11 protein-coding genes and 1 tRNA gene are annotated in these 13,061 nt (G+C 69.0%); 5 read left to right on the top strand and 7 right to left on the bottom strand.

The window, feature by feature from the left end; all coding sequences use genetic code 11:
* Window positions 1–291 precede the first annotated feature (291 nt).
* The 3 genes from ACIA8K_RS14900 to ACIA8K_RS14910 are packed head-to-tail and all read left to right on the top strand — an operon-like array spanning window position 292 to window position 2,210.
* Window positions 292–1,275 carry a class E sortase gene (locus ACIA8K_RS14900; protein WP_396058904.1) on the top strand — a complete coding sequence of 328 codons (984 nt, stop codon included), beginning with the start codon at window positions 292–294 and terminating at the stop codon, window positions 1,273–1,275.
* 3 nt (window positions 1,276–1,278) lie between these two features.
* Window positions 1,279–1,557 carry a hypothetical protein gene (locus ACIA8K_RS14905; RefSeq protein ID WP_396058906.1) on the top strand — a complete coding sequence of 93 codons (279 nt, stop codon included), beginning with the start codon at window positions 1,279–1,281 and terminating at the stop codon, window positions 1,555–1,557.
* Window positions 1,558–1,559: 2 nt separating this feature from the next.
* The gene (locus tag ACIA8K_RS14910) at window positions 1,560–2,210 is read left to right on the top strand and encodes an aminodeoxychorismate/anthranilate synthase component II (RefSeq protein ID WP_396058908.1); all 651 of its coding nucleotides are present in this window, start codon (window positions 1,560–1,562) and stop codon (window positions 2,208–2,210) included.
* 69 nt (window positions 2,211–2,279) lie between these two features.
* Here ACIA8K_RS14910 and pknB read toward each other — a convergent pair whose 3' ends face one another.
* From pknB to ACIA8K_RS14945, 7 genes are all read right to left on the bottom strand, one after another.
* Window positions 2,280–4,073, bottom strand: coding sequence for a Stk1 family PASTA domain-containing Ser/Thr kinase (pknB, locus tag ACIA8K_RS14915; RefSeq protein ID WP_396058910.1), 1,794 nt, complete (start codon window positions 4,071–4,073; stop codon window positions 2,280–2,282).
* Window positions 4,070–5,494, bottom strand: a complete 1,425-nt coding sequence (locus ACIA8K_RS14920) for a protein kinase (protein ID WP_396058912.1) — start codon at window positions 5,492–5,494, stop codon at window positions 4,070–4,072. The genes pknB and ACIA8K_RS14920 overlap by 4 nt, the downstream gene beginning before the upstream one ends.
* Window positions 5,494–7,011, bottom strand: a complete 1,518-nt coding sequence (locus ACIA8K_RS14925) for a peptidoglycan D,D-transpeptidase FtsI family protein (protein ID WP_396058914.1) — start codon at window positions 7,009–7,011, stop codon at window positions 5,494–5,496. The genes ACIA8K_RS14920 and ACIA8K_RS14925 overlap by 1 nt, the downstream gene beginning before the upstream one ends.
* Window positions 7,008–8,462, bottom strand: a complete 1,455-nt coding sequence (locus ACIA8K_RS14930; protein ID WP_396059244.1) for an FtsW/RodA/SpoVE family cell cycle protein — start codon at window positions 8,460–8,462, stop codon at window positions 7,008–7,010. Before ACIA8K_RS14930 ends, ACIA8K_RS14925 begins: the two co-directional genes overlap by 4 nt.
* Before the next feature lie 79 nt (window positions 8,463–8,541).
* On the bottom strand, window positions 8,542–9,993 hold the full coding sequence (locus ACIA8K_RS14935) for a PP2C family protein-serine/threonine phosphatase (protein WP_396058916.1): 1,452 nt from the start codon (window positions 9,991–9,993) through the stop codon (window positions 8,542–8,544).
* Complete coding sequence (locus ACIA8K_RS14940; RefSeq protein WP_396058918.1) at window positions 9,990–10,475, bottom strand: FHA domain-containing protein; 486 nt, start codon at window positions 10,473–10,475, stop codon at window positions 9,990–9,992. The genes ACIA8K_RS14935 and ACIA8K_RS14940 overlap by 4 nt, the downstream gene beginning before the upstream one ends.
* A gap of 5 nt (window positions 10,476–10,480) precedes the next feature.
* Window positions 10,481–11,311: an FhaA domain-containing protein gene (locus tag ACIA8K_RS14945; protein ID WP_396059246.1), complete on the bottom strand. Its 831-nt coding sequence runs from the start codon at window positions 11,309–11,311 to the stop codon at window positions 10,481–10,483.
* Between the two features lie 287 nt (window positions 11,312–11,598).
* Between ACIA8K_RS14945 and ACIA8K_RS14950 the strand changes: the two genes are divergently transcribed.
* Both ACIA8K_RS14950 and ACIA8K_RS14955 read left to right on the top strand, forming a co-directional pair.
* A tRNA-Leu gene (locus ACIA8K_RS14950) sits at window positions 11,599–11,681 on the top strand.
* Between the two features lie 286 nt (window positions 11,682–11,967).
* The gene (locus tag ACIA8K_RS14955; protein ID WP_396058920.1) at window positions 11,968–13,047 is read left to right on the top strand and encodes an NAD-dependent epimerase/dehydratase family protein; all 1,080 of its coding nucleotides are present in this window, start codon (window positions 11,968–11,970) and stop codon (window positions 13,045–13,047) included.
* Window positions 13,048–13,061 lie beyond the last annotated feature (14 nt).

Raw genomic sequence — 13,061 nt, forward strand, 5'->3', positions numbered from 1 at the left:
GCCGCGATGCCGACCCGCCGGCCCTCCCCGTACCCCAAGAGCCCTGAAGATCTTCAAAGCTTTCCAGGGCCGCCACGGGGTACGGGCGCCGTGTCGCCGACCGCGCCGTCCCTGCTTCCCCCGCGCGCGGCGGTAGCACCTCCGCACCCGGCCGCTGCACCTCCGCCCGCCACAGCGGCCCCTGCGCGCGCCACAGCGGCCCCGCCACGCCCGACGACGGCACCTCCGCGTGCGGCGGCCCCGGTTCCCCCGCACACCGTCCCGGTTCCGCCGCGTGCTGCCGCACCTGCCGTGGATGCCGCCACCAGCCTGCTTCCGCCGGTCACCGCGCGGCCGCCCGCCCCGGCACCCGGCGGCCCTGTCGCCGCTCCCGGAGCTCCCGCGGCCCCGGCCTACAGCGGTCCGCTCACGCATCCGGCCGCGGAGGCCACCGCGATGATGGGCATGATAATCAGCCCGGGACCCGGTGGACGGCGGCGGAAGCCGGACCCCGAGGTGGAGGCGGAGGCGGAGAAGCCGAAGATCCCGCGGGGCGCCAAGGTCGTGCAGCTGCGTGCCGAGCGGACCGACAAGGGCTACAAGAGCGTCTACTCCGAGCTGACCCGGCCCACCATCTTCTCGCGGATCATGCTTGGCGTCCGCGGCGCCGGCGAAGTCATGATCACCTTCGGCCTGATCGTGCTTCTCTTCGCGGCCTACGAGGTCTGGGGCGCCAGCGCGGTCGTCGACGCCCACCAGGACGATCTGGACCAGGAGCTCTCCCAGGCCTGGGACAACGCGCCCACGGTCGGCCCGACGCCCACCGTCTCCGCCGAGGCCGCGCCGGCCGGGCCGGTAGGCCGCCTCTACATCCCCCGGCTGGACAAGCGGTGGGTGGTCAACCAGGGCGTCACGCCGGCGGACATCCGCTACGCGCCAGGCCACTACCCGAACAGCGCGATGCCCGGCGAGGTCGGCAACTTCTCGATCGCCGGACACCGCAACGTGGCCACGTTCTGGGCGCTCGACCAGCTGGTCGTGGGCGATCCGATCGTGGTCGAGACCAAGGACACCTGGTACATCTACCAGGTCACCCAGGAGCACGTGGTCCGCCCGACGCAGGTCGAGGTGGTCGCGCCGGTGCCGAACTACCCGGGCGCGACGCCGACCAAGAAGATGCTCACGCTCACCACCTGCCACCCGAAGATGGACAACTACCAGCGGCTGATCATCCACGCGGAGCTGTCCAGCCAGGAGCCGCGGGTGCCCGGCCAGAAGCCCTCGGTGCTGGAGTAGCGCATGTACGCATGGTTGTGGCGAAAACTGCCGTTCGGCACGCCGGGCAAGATCTCCGGGGCGTTGCTGATCAGCGGCGTACTCGTGGCGCTGCTCTGGTTCGTGGTCTTCCCGTGGGCCGAGCCGATCCTGCCCTTCGACGATGTGCAGGTCGGCGACGACTACGGCACGTCGACGCAGAACGACCCGGTCGGCGGGGACGGCACGCCCATCCCCGGCGGGGACGAACACGCCATCCCGTACGACACCGAGACCAACAACCCCGAGCCGACGGCGAGCTGACGATGCGCATTCTCGTGATCGACAATTACGACTCGTTCGTCTTCAACCTGGTGCAGTACCTGGGCCAGCTGGGCGCCGAGTGCGAGGTCCGGCGCAACGACGAGATCACCGTGGACGAGGCCGGCCGGTCCGGTGCCGCCGGGGTGCTGCTCTCCCCCGGCCCGGGGACGCCCGAGCGCGCCGGGATCACGATGGACCTGATCCGGTCGTACGCCGGGGAGATCCCGATCTTCGGTGTCTGCCTCGGCCATCAGGCGATCGGCGCCGCGTTCGGCGCGACAGTCACCCACGCGCCGGAGCTGCTGCACGGCAAGACCTCGCTTGTCACGCACAAGAACGTCGGCGTGCTGGCCGGGCTTCCGGAGCCGTTCACCGCGACCCGCTACCACTCGCTTGCCGTTGTCCCGGAGACGCTGCCGGACGAGATCGAGGCGACCGGCTGGACCGAGTCCGGCGTGGTCATGGCGATGCGACACCGGACGCTGCCGGTCGAGGGCGTGCAGTTCCACCCCGAGTCGGTGCTGACCGAGGGCGGCCACACCATGCTTGCGAACTGGCTGGCGTCCTGCGGCCTCACCTCGGCGCTGGACCGCGCGCCGGAGCTGGCGGCCGAGGCCGAGGTTCGCCGCCGTGGCGCGTTCGTGACCGCCTGACCGGCGATCGTCAGCAAACGGCCGAGGGCCGTGACCTTCAGTGGTCACGGCCCTCGTTCGTCGTCTACGTCAGTCGAGCAACCCGCCGCCGCCGGAGGCGGACGGCGTCGGACTCGGCGTGTTGTTGCCGCCGCCCGGGCCCGGCGTGGTGCCGCCCGGGTTCGGCGTGGTGTTGCCCGGATCCGGCTCCTCGTTCTTCTGCACCGTGATCTGGACGGTGCTGCCCAGCTTGCGGGTCTCGTTCGCGTTCGGGTTCTGGTCGGTGACGACCGGAGCCTGGCCCGCGGGGATGGAATCGCCCGGCACCTCGGTCACCTTGAAGCCGGCCTGCTCGAGCGCCGCCCTCGCCGCGATCGCCGGCTGGCCGACCACACCCGGCACCTTGGCCAGGTTGCCGAGGGAGACCTCGACCTGGATCGGCGTGTTCCGGGCGACGGACTCACCCTGACGCTCGACCTTGACGACCTGGCCCTTCGGGGCCGCGCTGTCCACGTCGGAACGCTCGGGCTTCAGGCCGATCTGCTCGAGGGTCGCCGCGGCGTCCTCGTACTTCGAGCCGGTCACGTTCGGCACGTTCACCTTGTCCGGCTCCTGGCACACGGTCAGCTCGACCTCGGAGCCCTTCGGCGCCTTGGTCTCCGGGCCGGGCTTCTGCGCGATCACCTTGCCGACGTCGCAGCTGTCCGTTTGCGGATCCGCGAACGCCGGGACGAAGCCGTCCGTCTTGAGCTTGTCCTCAGCCGCTTGCTGAGTCATGTTCACGACGTCGCTGACCTGCACGTCCGTGCTCGTGGCCTCTTTGTCGCCGTTCATCGCCATCCAGGCGACCAGGCCGATCACGATGAGCACCGCGATCGCGCTCAGGCCGGCGACGACCCAGGCGGAGGACTCCTTCCGCTGCGGCGGCGGCGGGTAGCCACCGCCCTGCGGGATCGCACGTGTCGCCCCGGTCTGGTGCGAGGCCGGGCCCATGTACTGGGTCTCGTCCTCCCGCAACACCGGAGTGGCCATCACCGGGCGACCGGCGGCGGCGCGCAGCAGGTCCGCGCGCATCTCGCCGGCGCTCTGGTAGCGGTTGGCCGGGTTCTTCGACAACGCCTTAAGCGCGATCGCGTCCAGGTCGGGGCCGGCCTCCGGGTTGAGATCGCTCGGCGTCGGCGGCTCTTCCCGCACATGCTGGTACGCAACACTGACCGGGCTGTCACCGATGAACGGCGGGTGCCCGACGACCAGCTCGAACAGCACACAGCCGGCCGCGTAGACGTCTGACCGGGCGTCGACCGGCTCGCCGCGCGCCTGCTCCGGGGAGAGGTACTGCGCGGTGCCGATGACCGCGCTTGTCTGCGTCATGGTGGAGGCGCCGCTGGCCAGCGCGCGGGCGATGCCGAAGTCCATCACCTTGATCTGGCCGGTCCCGGTCATCATCACGTTTCCGGGCTTGATGTCCCGGTGGATGATGCCGTGCCGGTGACTGAACTCCAGCGCGGCGCAGATGTCGGCCATGATCTCGAAGGCGCGCCGGGGCTGGAAGCGGCCCTCGGCGGTGAGCACCTCCTTGAGCGTCTGGCCGGGAACGAACTCCATGACGATGAAGGGGAGCTTCTCGCCGGTGGGGGCGATCTCCTCGCCCGTGTCGTAGACCGCGACGATCGCGGGGTGGTTCAGAGCGGCGGCGTTCTGCGCCTCCCTGCTGAAACGCATCTGGAACGTGTTGTCACGGGCGAGATCGGTCCGGAGCATCTTGATCGCGACGTCCCGGCTGAGCCGGAGGTCGCGGCCTTGGTGCACCTCGGCCATACCGCCATAGCCGAGCAGCTCGCCGACCTGATACCTGCCACCCAGCAGGCGGGCCTGCGCAGTCATCTCGTCTGTCGTCCTTCGGTCGAGGGGAGCTCGTTCGTCCCCGGCGCCGGCTCGTCGCCGGCATGGTCGCTTAACACATGCGGGACCGGTCGATCATTCTCGATCAACCTGTCCGGGTCAATTCGCTCATCCCGACGGTACGACGTGGCCGGGACAATGTCAGTTCCGGCGTAGCTGACGATGCTCGTCACACCCGGAGGTGTGCCGAGCGACACGTTGTTGCGCCCGGCGAGCCAGGCGATGACGCCCGCGCAGAGCAGGACCAGAAGGCCGAGCACGATCGCCAGCACGATCAGCACCTGCCGGCTGGTCGACCCACCGGCCGGCGGCGGATACATCGGCGCGTAGTGCGGCTGCTGCTGCGGCGCCCCGATCGGGGGCGGGACCGTGGCGGCGCCGCGGATGTGCGGTCCCCCGATCGGGGGCATCGCTCCGCCGGACATCGGCTGCCCGCTGATCGGCGGTTGCATCGTGGGCGGGGGCCCGACCGCGCCCACCGCGGCCGGAGAGGTCGGGGACGCCATGCCGGTCGCCGGTGGCGCGGAGACGCGGCCGGTGATCGGCGGACCGGAACTCGGCCGATTCGCCGGGCGGGGCGTGTTGGCAAGCGAGGACGCGGCCTGGCGCGCCACCACGGCCATCGCGGCGGCGCTCGGGTAACGACCGGCCGGCTGCTTCGACATCGCGCGTTCGACGATCGCCCGGACCTGCGGTGGGATGTCCGAGGGCAGCGGGCGCGGCGCGTCGCGGACGTGCCGCATCGCGATGTCGAGCGGGTTGTCGCCCTCGAACGGGCGGCGGCCGGAAAGGCACTGGTAGGCGACCACGCCGAGCGCGTAGACGTCCGAGGCGGGGGTGGCGACCTCGCCGGAGGCCTGCTCGGGCGAGATGTACGCCGCGGTGCCCAGCACCGAGCCGGCCACCGTCAGCGAGCCCACCATGTCCGACCGGGCGATGCCGAAGTCGGTGAGGACAAGCGTGCCGTTCGGCCGTACCAGCAGGTTGCCGGGCTTGACGTCGCGGTGCACGATGCCCTTCTGGTGGGCCGCGTGAAGCGCGTCAGCGGCCTGGGCGACGAGCGCCATGGTCCGGGCCGGGGTGAGCCGGCCGACCTTGCCGAGCGTGCGGGAGAGCGCGTCGCCCTCCACGTACTCCATGACCAGGAACGCGACCTGGCTGTCGCTGCCGTAGTCGTAGATGTCCACGACACCCGGGTGGTTGACCGTGGCCATGGTGCGCGCCTCACCGCGGAACCGCTCGGCGAAGCCGTGCTCGTCAAGAAGCGCCGGCAGCAGGATCTTGACCGCGACGGTCCGGCCGAGCACCTCGTCGGTGCCCTTCCAGACGTCACCCATGCCGCCGCTGGCGATGCGGTCTTCCAGGCGGTACCGACCGCCGAGCATGGTCCCGGGGGCGATCATTACTTCCCGCCCCGCTCGTCCGTGACGGCCTTGAGGATCTGACCGGAGATGCGGGCGGCCTCGGCGGAGCCGCCGTCACCGGCCGCCTCGAGGAAGACCGCGACCGCGGAGATCGGCTTGCCGTCCTTCATCGCGTAGCCGACGAACCAGCCGTGGTTGTCAGTGATGCCGTTCTGCGAGGTGCCGGTCTTGCCGCCGACCTGGTAGCCGGGTACCTGCGCCGACTTGGAGCGGTTGTTGACGACGCTCTCCATCATCTCGCGCAGGTCGCGGGCGACGTCGCTCGAGACGGAGCGGCGCAGCTCCTCCGGGTTGACCGTGTAGTGCGTGGAGGTGCGGTCCGGGCCGAGCAGCCGCTCCACCAGGTACGGCCGCATCTGGACGCCGTCGTTCGCCACCGCGGCCGCGATCATCGCGCCCTGCAGCGGCGTCATCCGCACGTCCTTCTGCCCGATAGCGGTCTGGGCCATCGCGGCCTTGTCCTCGGTGCCGTCCGCGTTCGCGACGTCGCCGACATGGCTGGCCGCGACCGTGAGTCCGTTGTCGTTCTTCAGATTGCCGCAGGTCAGCGCCTCGTCCTCGAAGCCGAACGCCTGCGCCTTCTTCTTGATCACGTCTCGGCCGAGGTCGACGCCGAGCCGGGAGAAGCTGGTGTTGCAGGAGACGGTGAGCGCGTTGATCAGCGAGATCTGGTCCTCCGGGCAGACGTCCCGGGACGCGTTCGTGATCTCGTGCGTGGTGCCGGGCGCGACGTAGGACGGGCCGGCCTTGAGCATGGTCTTCGGCGTCGAGCCGCTCTCCAGCGCCGCGGCCGAGTCAATGATCTTGAAGACCGAGCCGGGCGGCCAGGTGTCCGCCACCGCGCGGTTCAGCAGCGGCTTCGCCTTGTCGGTGTCCAGAGCGTCGAACGCCGCCCTCGCCTCTTTACTCGTGTGGCTGGCCAGCGGGTTGGGATCGAAGCTCGGCATCGAGACCATCGCCTGGATGCCGCCGGTGTTCGGGTCGATCGCCACCGCGGCGCCCACCTTGACGCCGAGCTTGTTCTCCGCGAGCTGCTTGTACGCCGTCTCCTGAGCCGCCTTCGAGATGGACAACAGCACATTGCCGCCGGCCGCCTCCTCGCCGGTGAACATCGCGCGCACCCGGTCCGTGAAGAGCTCGTCGCTCTGCCCGGACAGGTAGTCGTTCTCGAAGCGCTCGACCGAGCTGGCCGTGTTGTAGACCGGCTTGTAACCGGCCACGTGCGCGTAGACGTCACCGAACGGGTACTCCCGCTGGTAGCGCAGCCGGCCGTCGGTGCCCTTGCTCAGCGCCACCGCCTCCGTGCTGGTGCCGCCGGCCGTGACCTCGATGTTGCCGCGCTGCTTGTCGTACTCGACGTCGCGGAGCCGGTCCGCGTTCCGCTCGTGGGTGCGGTACTCCTCGCCCTTGGCGGCCTGCACCCAGTTGAGGTTCGCGAAGAGCAGGCCGAACAGGACCAGGATGACGACGCTGGCCTTGCGCAGAGGCGCGTTCACGGGCGGATCACCTCCGTCGGGGCACCGTGCAGTTGCTGCGGCGCGGGCTTGGCACCGGGCGCCGTCGCGAGACCGCCACCCGAGGCGAGCGGGCGGCGTGCCGCGTCCGAGATCCGGAGCAGCATCGCGACCAGCATCCAGTTGGCCATCAAGGAGGAGCCTCCGGAGGAGAGGAACGGGGTTGTCTGGCCGGTCAGCGGAATCAAGCCGGTGATGCCACCGATGATGACGAAGACCTGCAAACCCAGGGTGAACGCCAGGCCACCGGCGACCAGCTTGCCGAACGAGTCCCGCACGTCGAGCGCGGCACGCAGACCGCGTTCGACGATGAGCAGGTAGAGCATCAGGAGCGCGATCAGGCCGAAGAGACCCATCTCCTCACCCATGCCGGCGAAGATGAAGTCGTTCTGCACCTCGGGAATGACGCCTGGGCTTCCGCCGCCCGGCCCGGCGCCGAAGAGACCTCCGGTGCCGAACGCGAACAACGCCTGTACCAGTTGATAACCGTCGCCGTCGATGTCGCTGAACGGGTCCAGCCAGACCGTGGCGCGATCGTAGAAGTTCGCGAACGGGCCGCCGACCAGCTCACCCAGGTAGTACGCGAGGAACACGCCACCGAAGAAGAGCAGCAGGCCGATGATCAGCCAGCTGGACCGCTCGGTGGCGACGTAGAGCGTCACCACGAACATGCCGAAGTAGAGAAGCGCGGTACCCAGGTCCTTCACGAAGACCAGGAGCAGCAGCGACATCATCCAGACCCCGAGGACCGGCCCGAGATCGCGGCCGCGCGGGAAGTCGATGCCCAGGAACCGCCTGCTGGCCAGCGACAGCACCTCGCGCTTGCGCACCAGGTAGAACGCGAAGAACACGACAAGCGCCAGCTTCCCGAACTCACCGGGCTGGATGGCGAACGCGCTGCCGAACCGGATCCACAGCTTCGCGCCGTTGACCTCGGAGTACTGCGCGGGCAGCACGGCCGGGATCATGATCAGGATGATCGCGCCCAGGCCGAGCGTGTACGAGTACCGCGACACGTTCCGGTGGTCGCGGATCAGCACCAGCAGCGCCGCGGCCAGGATCACCGAGATCAGCGTCCAGGCCAGCTGCCGCCCGCCGATGCCGGCGAACGCGCCCCGGTCCGCCGCCTCGGCCACACCGTTGACGTCGTCCAGGTCGAGACGCCGCAGGAAGCCGACGCCCATGCCGTTGAGCAGCGCTGCCGCCGGGATGAGAACCGGGTCCGCGAACGGCGCGAGGAACCGCGCCACCACGTGCAACGCCAGGAACACCCCGGCGAGCGCCGCTGTCGGCACCCAGAAGTCCGGGGTGATCGTGTCGAGCATCGTCGCCTCGACTGTCGCCGAGTACGCCAGCACCAGGAGCAGCGCCAGCGCCAGCAGCGCAAGCTCGCTGTTGCGACGCCTGGTGCTGTCGATCTTGAGTCGCGGCATCTCGCCCGTGGCGGCGGGCGTCGGTGCCGGTGCTGCTGGCGCTGTCACAGTTCTTCCCTGCGGTCGGTGGAGCCGGGGCTCAGTCGGCCGGCCGACAGGTCGCCGTATCGGCGACCGGCGGGGCGGGCGTCTCGGCGGCGGGCGTGGTCTCCGGTGCGGTCGGGGTCGATGCACCGGGGGTCGGGCTGCCGGTCACACCGGCGACCGGTGAGATGGAGGCAGTCGGTGTGGCCGACGGGGAGGTGGGCGCCGCGGTGGGCGTCGGTGTCGGTGTCGGCTCGACCGGTGGCACGACCTGGCAGGCCGGCTTCAGGTTCGGGTTGGAGGGGGTGTCCGCGGTCAGCTCGTCGAGCCGGCGCTCCGCGTCCGTACGATCGTTTGCGACGATCCCCTTCTTGACCCGCTCCTGAGCGGTGACCGTCAGATCCTCCAATGAGGCGGCCGCGCTCGTCTCCTTCACGTTGGAGAGCGCGAAGCCGGCTATCTCCCCGGGCACGCCCTGGAAGACCGCGATCTTGCCGTCGTCGGTGGCGCCCACGTAGTACTGCGACTGCGTGTACTGCCAACCGCCCCAGACGCCGCCGCCAAGTACCGCGAGCAGCGCGACGGAGAGCACGGCGGTACGCACCGGGTGCCGGCGCGGTCCCTCCGAGGCCCTGTCCGACTCCGGCTGGGTGTCCGGCTCCGGCTGGGCCGCACGGGGCGGGTTCAGCGCGGAGGCGCGAGCCGCGGGCGTGGACGTGTCGGTCACCGTGCCCAGGCCCCGGTCACCGGCGGCGGCGCCGCCGACCATCGGGGCGAGTTCCACGATGTCGCCGTCCGTGGCGTCCGCGATCACGACAGTGATGTTGTCGGGACCACCGCCGCGGAGCGCGAGCTGCACGAGCCGCTCGACGCACTGTTGCGGGTCGACGTACTCCCGGAGCGTGTCAGCGATCGTGTCCGCACTGACCACGGCGGAGAGGCCGTCCGAGCAGATCAGGTAGCGGTCGCCGGGCAGCACCTGGCGCACGCTGTACTCAGGATCGATGTCCCGGCCGTCAAGCGCGCGGGTGAGCAACGAGCGCTGGGGATGGCTGCCGGCCTCCTCGGGGCTGATCCGCCCCTCGTCGACAAGCATCTGGACGTACGTGTCGTCCTTCGTGATCTGCGAGAACTCACCGTCCCGGAGCAGGTACGCCCGGGAGTCGCCGATGTGCACCATGCCGAACTTGCTGCCCGAGAAGAGAGCGGCGGTGAGCGTGGTGCCCATGCCCTCCATCTGCGGGTTCGCGTCGACGGTGTCGCGAAGTTGCTGATTGGCTGTCTCGACGGCGTTCCGCAGAGCGTCGACCAGGGCGCTGCCGGGCACATCCTCGTCCAGCGGAGCCATCGCACCGATCACGATGTTGCTGGCGACGTCCCCGGCGGCCATGCCGCCCATGCCATCGGCCACGGCAAGAAGCCGCGGCCCGGCATAGACGGAGTCCTGGTTGCCGTCTCGAATCAGACCGCGGTCACTGCGAGCCGCGTAGCGCAGGGTCAGAGTCATGGCCGTAACTCGATAGAAGTGCGCCCGATCTTGATCGGGACGCCAAGGGGGACGGGGGTAGGTCCAGTGACCTTAGCGCGATCTAGGTATGTCCCGTTCGTCGAGCCCATGTCCTCAAGGAACCATTGGCCGTCTCGGGGCATCAGTCGCGCATGCCGGGCGGACGCGTAATCATCCGTGATGACCAACGTGGAGTCCTCGGCACGTCCGATAGTGATCGGCGCCTCACTGAGAGTGATGCGGGTGCCGGCCAACTGACCGGCGGTGACCACCATCTGACGGGCCGAGCGACCACGCTTGACCTTCGCCGCGGGACGCGCCTGGTTGAAGGCAGCGCCCACCCCCCGTGGCGCGGCCACCAGACGGCTGGGCCGCGCGCCGGCGAAGAGATCTCGCCGGATCACGCCGACCACAGTGAACACGAAGATCCACAGAAGGACGATCAGACCTATCCGGGCGACAGTGAGGACAAGCTCTGGCAAGGCGCCTAACCGTCCACGCGGAAGGTCAGCGTCGTCGTGCCGAGCTGAACCATGTCACCGGGATTCAGCGCGACCGCGGAAACCCGCTGCCCGTTGACCATCGTCCCGTTGGTCGATCCCAGATCGGTCAGCACCACTTGGCTGCCGTCGAAGTCGAGGCGCGCGTGCCGCCGGGAGATCCCGACGTCGGGCAGGCGAAGGTTCGCCTGGTCGCCACGGCCGATGACTGTCGAACCGATCTGCAGCGGGTAGGTGCGCCCGTCGCCGGAGACCAGGCGGATGTTGCGCCCACCCGGAGCACCGCCACCGTGCGGAGCACCGCCGTAGCCACCCTGGTCGTAACCGCCCTGGTCGTAGCCACCCTGCTGGCCGTAGCCACCCTGGTCGTAGCCGCCGGCGCCCTGGTCGTAGCCGCCCTGCATCGGGGCGACCTCGCCACCGGTGTAGACCTCGGCCGTGACCCGGAACATGCCGGTGTCCAGGCCGTCGCCGCGCTCGATCTCGACGATGACGTCGCCGTACACGGTCCAGGCCTGCTCACCGATGAACTCGGCCTGGGACTGCGCCAGCTCCTGCGCCAGTGCAGCGGCGTAGGGCGCCAGACGACTGTGGTCGTAGGGCGAGAGGTCGATCACGTAGCGGTTCGGGACCAGAGTGCGCCCGCCGGCCAGGATAGCCTTGTGCGCCTCGGCCTCTCGTTGCATGGCGTTGAGGATCTCCACGGGGTGGACGACCCCCTTGAAGACCTTTGCGAAGGCCCCTTCGACCAGGCCTTCCAATCGCTTCTCGAAGCGTTGCAGCACGCTCACCGGCTCCTCCTCGGGTTCCGAGGACATGATGGTATCCGGCCGCCGCTCACGCAGCTCGCGTGGCAAACGACCGCTGGTTGTCCAGTCTTCATACAGCGACCGTCGTGCACCGTGATACTCTTCCCACGCATCACGGCCGTAAAGCTGCTCGCAGCAGGAAATTCGTGACGCGAGCCTTGGACAGCCTAGTCTGTCCGGGCACCTCCCAAGAACAACGCAGCAGAGTTGTTATCGATGCTGCTAACGATCTTGAGAGACCGGGAACCCCGGAAGCAACGGCCTCGGGTCGATGCCCTAGGGTAGTTCTCAGCCACGGGGATGTGGCGGAATGGCAGACGCGCACGGTTCAGGTCCGTGTGTCCGAAAGGACGTGGGGGTTCAACTCCCCCCATCCCCACGAACAGTTCAGGGCCCTTGTGTCCGCGGAAAGCGCGGACCGGGGGCCCTGCTCGTTATTCCGCTCCGGGGGCCGAGCCCCCGGAAACCCCGCGGTCCGGATTGTTGCGGCGCGTCGTGGTCGGCCATAAAGATTCGCACCGCCACCCCACACCCCCACCCCACTTAGGGCTTTGTGGGTACGGCTGCGCCGGTTAAAGGTGGATTTTTGGGGTTGCGTGTTGGTTTGTGGGTCGTTGAAGCCAGGAAGAAGAAGGCTCGGCGGGTCGCGGACTTTGGGGTGTTCGGTGGGTGTGGCGCTGGTAACCGGGGCCGGAGGGCTCATTGGGTCGGAGGCGGTGCGGCACTTCGCTGAGCTGGGACTCGATGTCGTCGGGGTGGACAACGACATGCGGGCGCAGTTCTTCGGGCGCGAGGCCTCGACCGCATGGAACGTACGGCGGCTGGGGCGTGAGCTCGGGTCTGCCTATCTGCACTTTGACCTGGACATCCGCGATCGGGATGGGCTGGGGGCGGTGTTCAAGAAGTTCGGGTCCGACATTTCCGTTGTGATCCACACCGCAGCGCAGCCGTCGCATGACTGGGCGGTGCGGGATCCGTTGACCGACTTCGACGTCAACGCGGTCGGGACATTGAACGTGCTGCAGAACGTGCGGGATCACTGTGAAGAGGCGCCGTTCATTCACTGCTCGACGAACAAGGTCTACGGGGACGGGCCGAACCGGCTGCCGTTCGTGGAGCTGGGGACGCGGTTCGAGCTGGTCGAGGGCCATCCCTACTGGAGCGGCATCCCTGAGGACATGTCCATAGATCAGGTTCTGCACTCGGTGTTCGGAGCGTCCAAGGTGGCGGCGGACGTGATGGTGCAGGAGTACGGGCGGTACTTCGGGATGCGGACCGCGGTTTTTCGCGGGGGAACTTTGACGGGACCCGCGCATTCCGCCACTGAGCTGCACGGTTATCTGGCTTACTTGATGCGGTGCAACATGGAGCAACGCGTCTACAAGATCTTCGGGTACAAGGGCAAGATGGTTCGTGACTCTATTCACAGTCACGACGTACTGACGGCTTTCGAGGCGTTCTTTCGCGCTCCTCGATGTGCTGCGGTGTACAACCTGGGCGGCGGCCGGCGGTCGAACAGCTCGCATCTGGAGGCGTTCGCGCTGGCCGAGGCGATCACCGGGCTGGAGATGCGGACCGAGTACCTGCCAGATCACCGGGTCGGCGATCACCGCTGGTGGATCGGGTCCAACGCGGCGTTCGAGCGCGACTATCCGGGATGGCGGCAGCGCTACGACGTGCCGATGATCCTGCGGGAAATCTACGAGGCGAACGCGGACAAGTGGATCCCGGGGTTCGTGTCGTGATCACCCAGGGCAAG

Source organism: Catenuloplanes sp. NPDC051500, assembly GCF_044454585.1.
In the GTDB taxonomy this organism is placed as follows: Bacteria; Actinomycetota; Actinomycetes; order Mycobacteriales; family Micromonosporaceae; genus Catenuloplanes.

Bases quoted from the DNA above. Each gene is read 5' to 3' on its own strand.
- ACIA8K_RS14905 (WP_396058906.1), top strand. From the start codon at position 1,279: ATGTACGCATGGTTGTGGCGAAAACTGCCGTTCGGCACGCCGGGCAAG.
- ACIA8K_RS14910 (WP_396058908.1), top strand. From the start codon at position 1,560: ATGCGCATTCTCGTGATCGACAATTACGACTCGTTCGTCTTCAACCTG.
- pknB (WP_396058910.1), bottom strand. From the start codon at position 4,073: ATGACTGCGCAGGCCCGCCTGCTGGGTGGCAGGTATCAGGTCGGCGAG.
- ACIA8K_RS14920 (WP_396058912.1), bottom strand. From the start codon at position 5,494: ATGATCGCCCCCGGGACCATGCTCGGCGGTCGGTACCGCCTGGAAGAC.
- ACIA8K_RS14930 (WP_396059244.1), bottom strand. From the start codon at position 8,462: ATGCCGCGACTCAAGATCGACAGCACCAGGCGTCGCAACAGCGAGCTT.
- ACIA8K_RS14935 (WP_396058916.1), bottom strand. From the start codon at position 9,993: ATGACTCTGACCCTGCGCTACGCGGCTCGCAGTGACCGCGGTCTGATT.
- ACIA8K_RS14945 (WP_396059246.1), bottom strand. From the start codon at position 11,311: ATGTCCTCGGAACCCGAGGAGGAGCCGGTGAGCGTGCTGCAACGCTTC.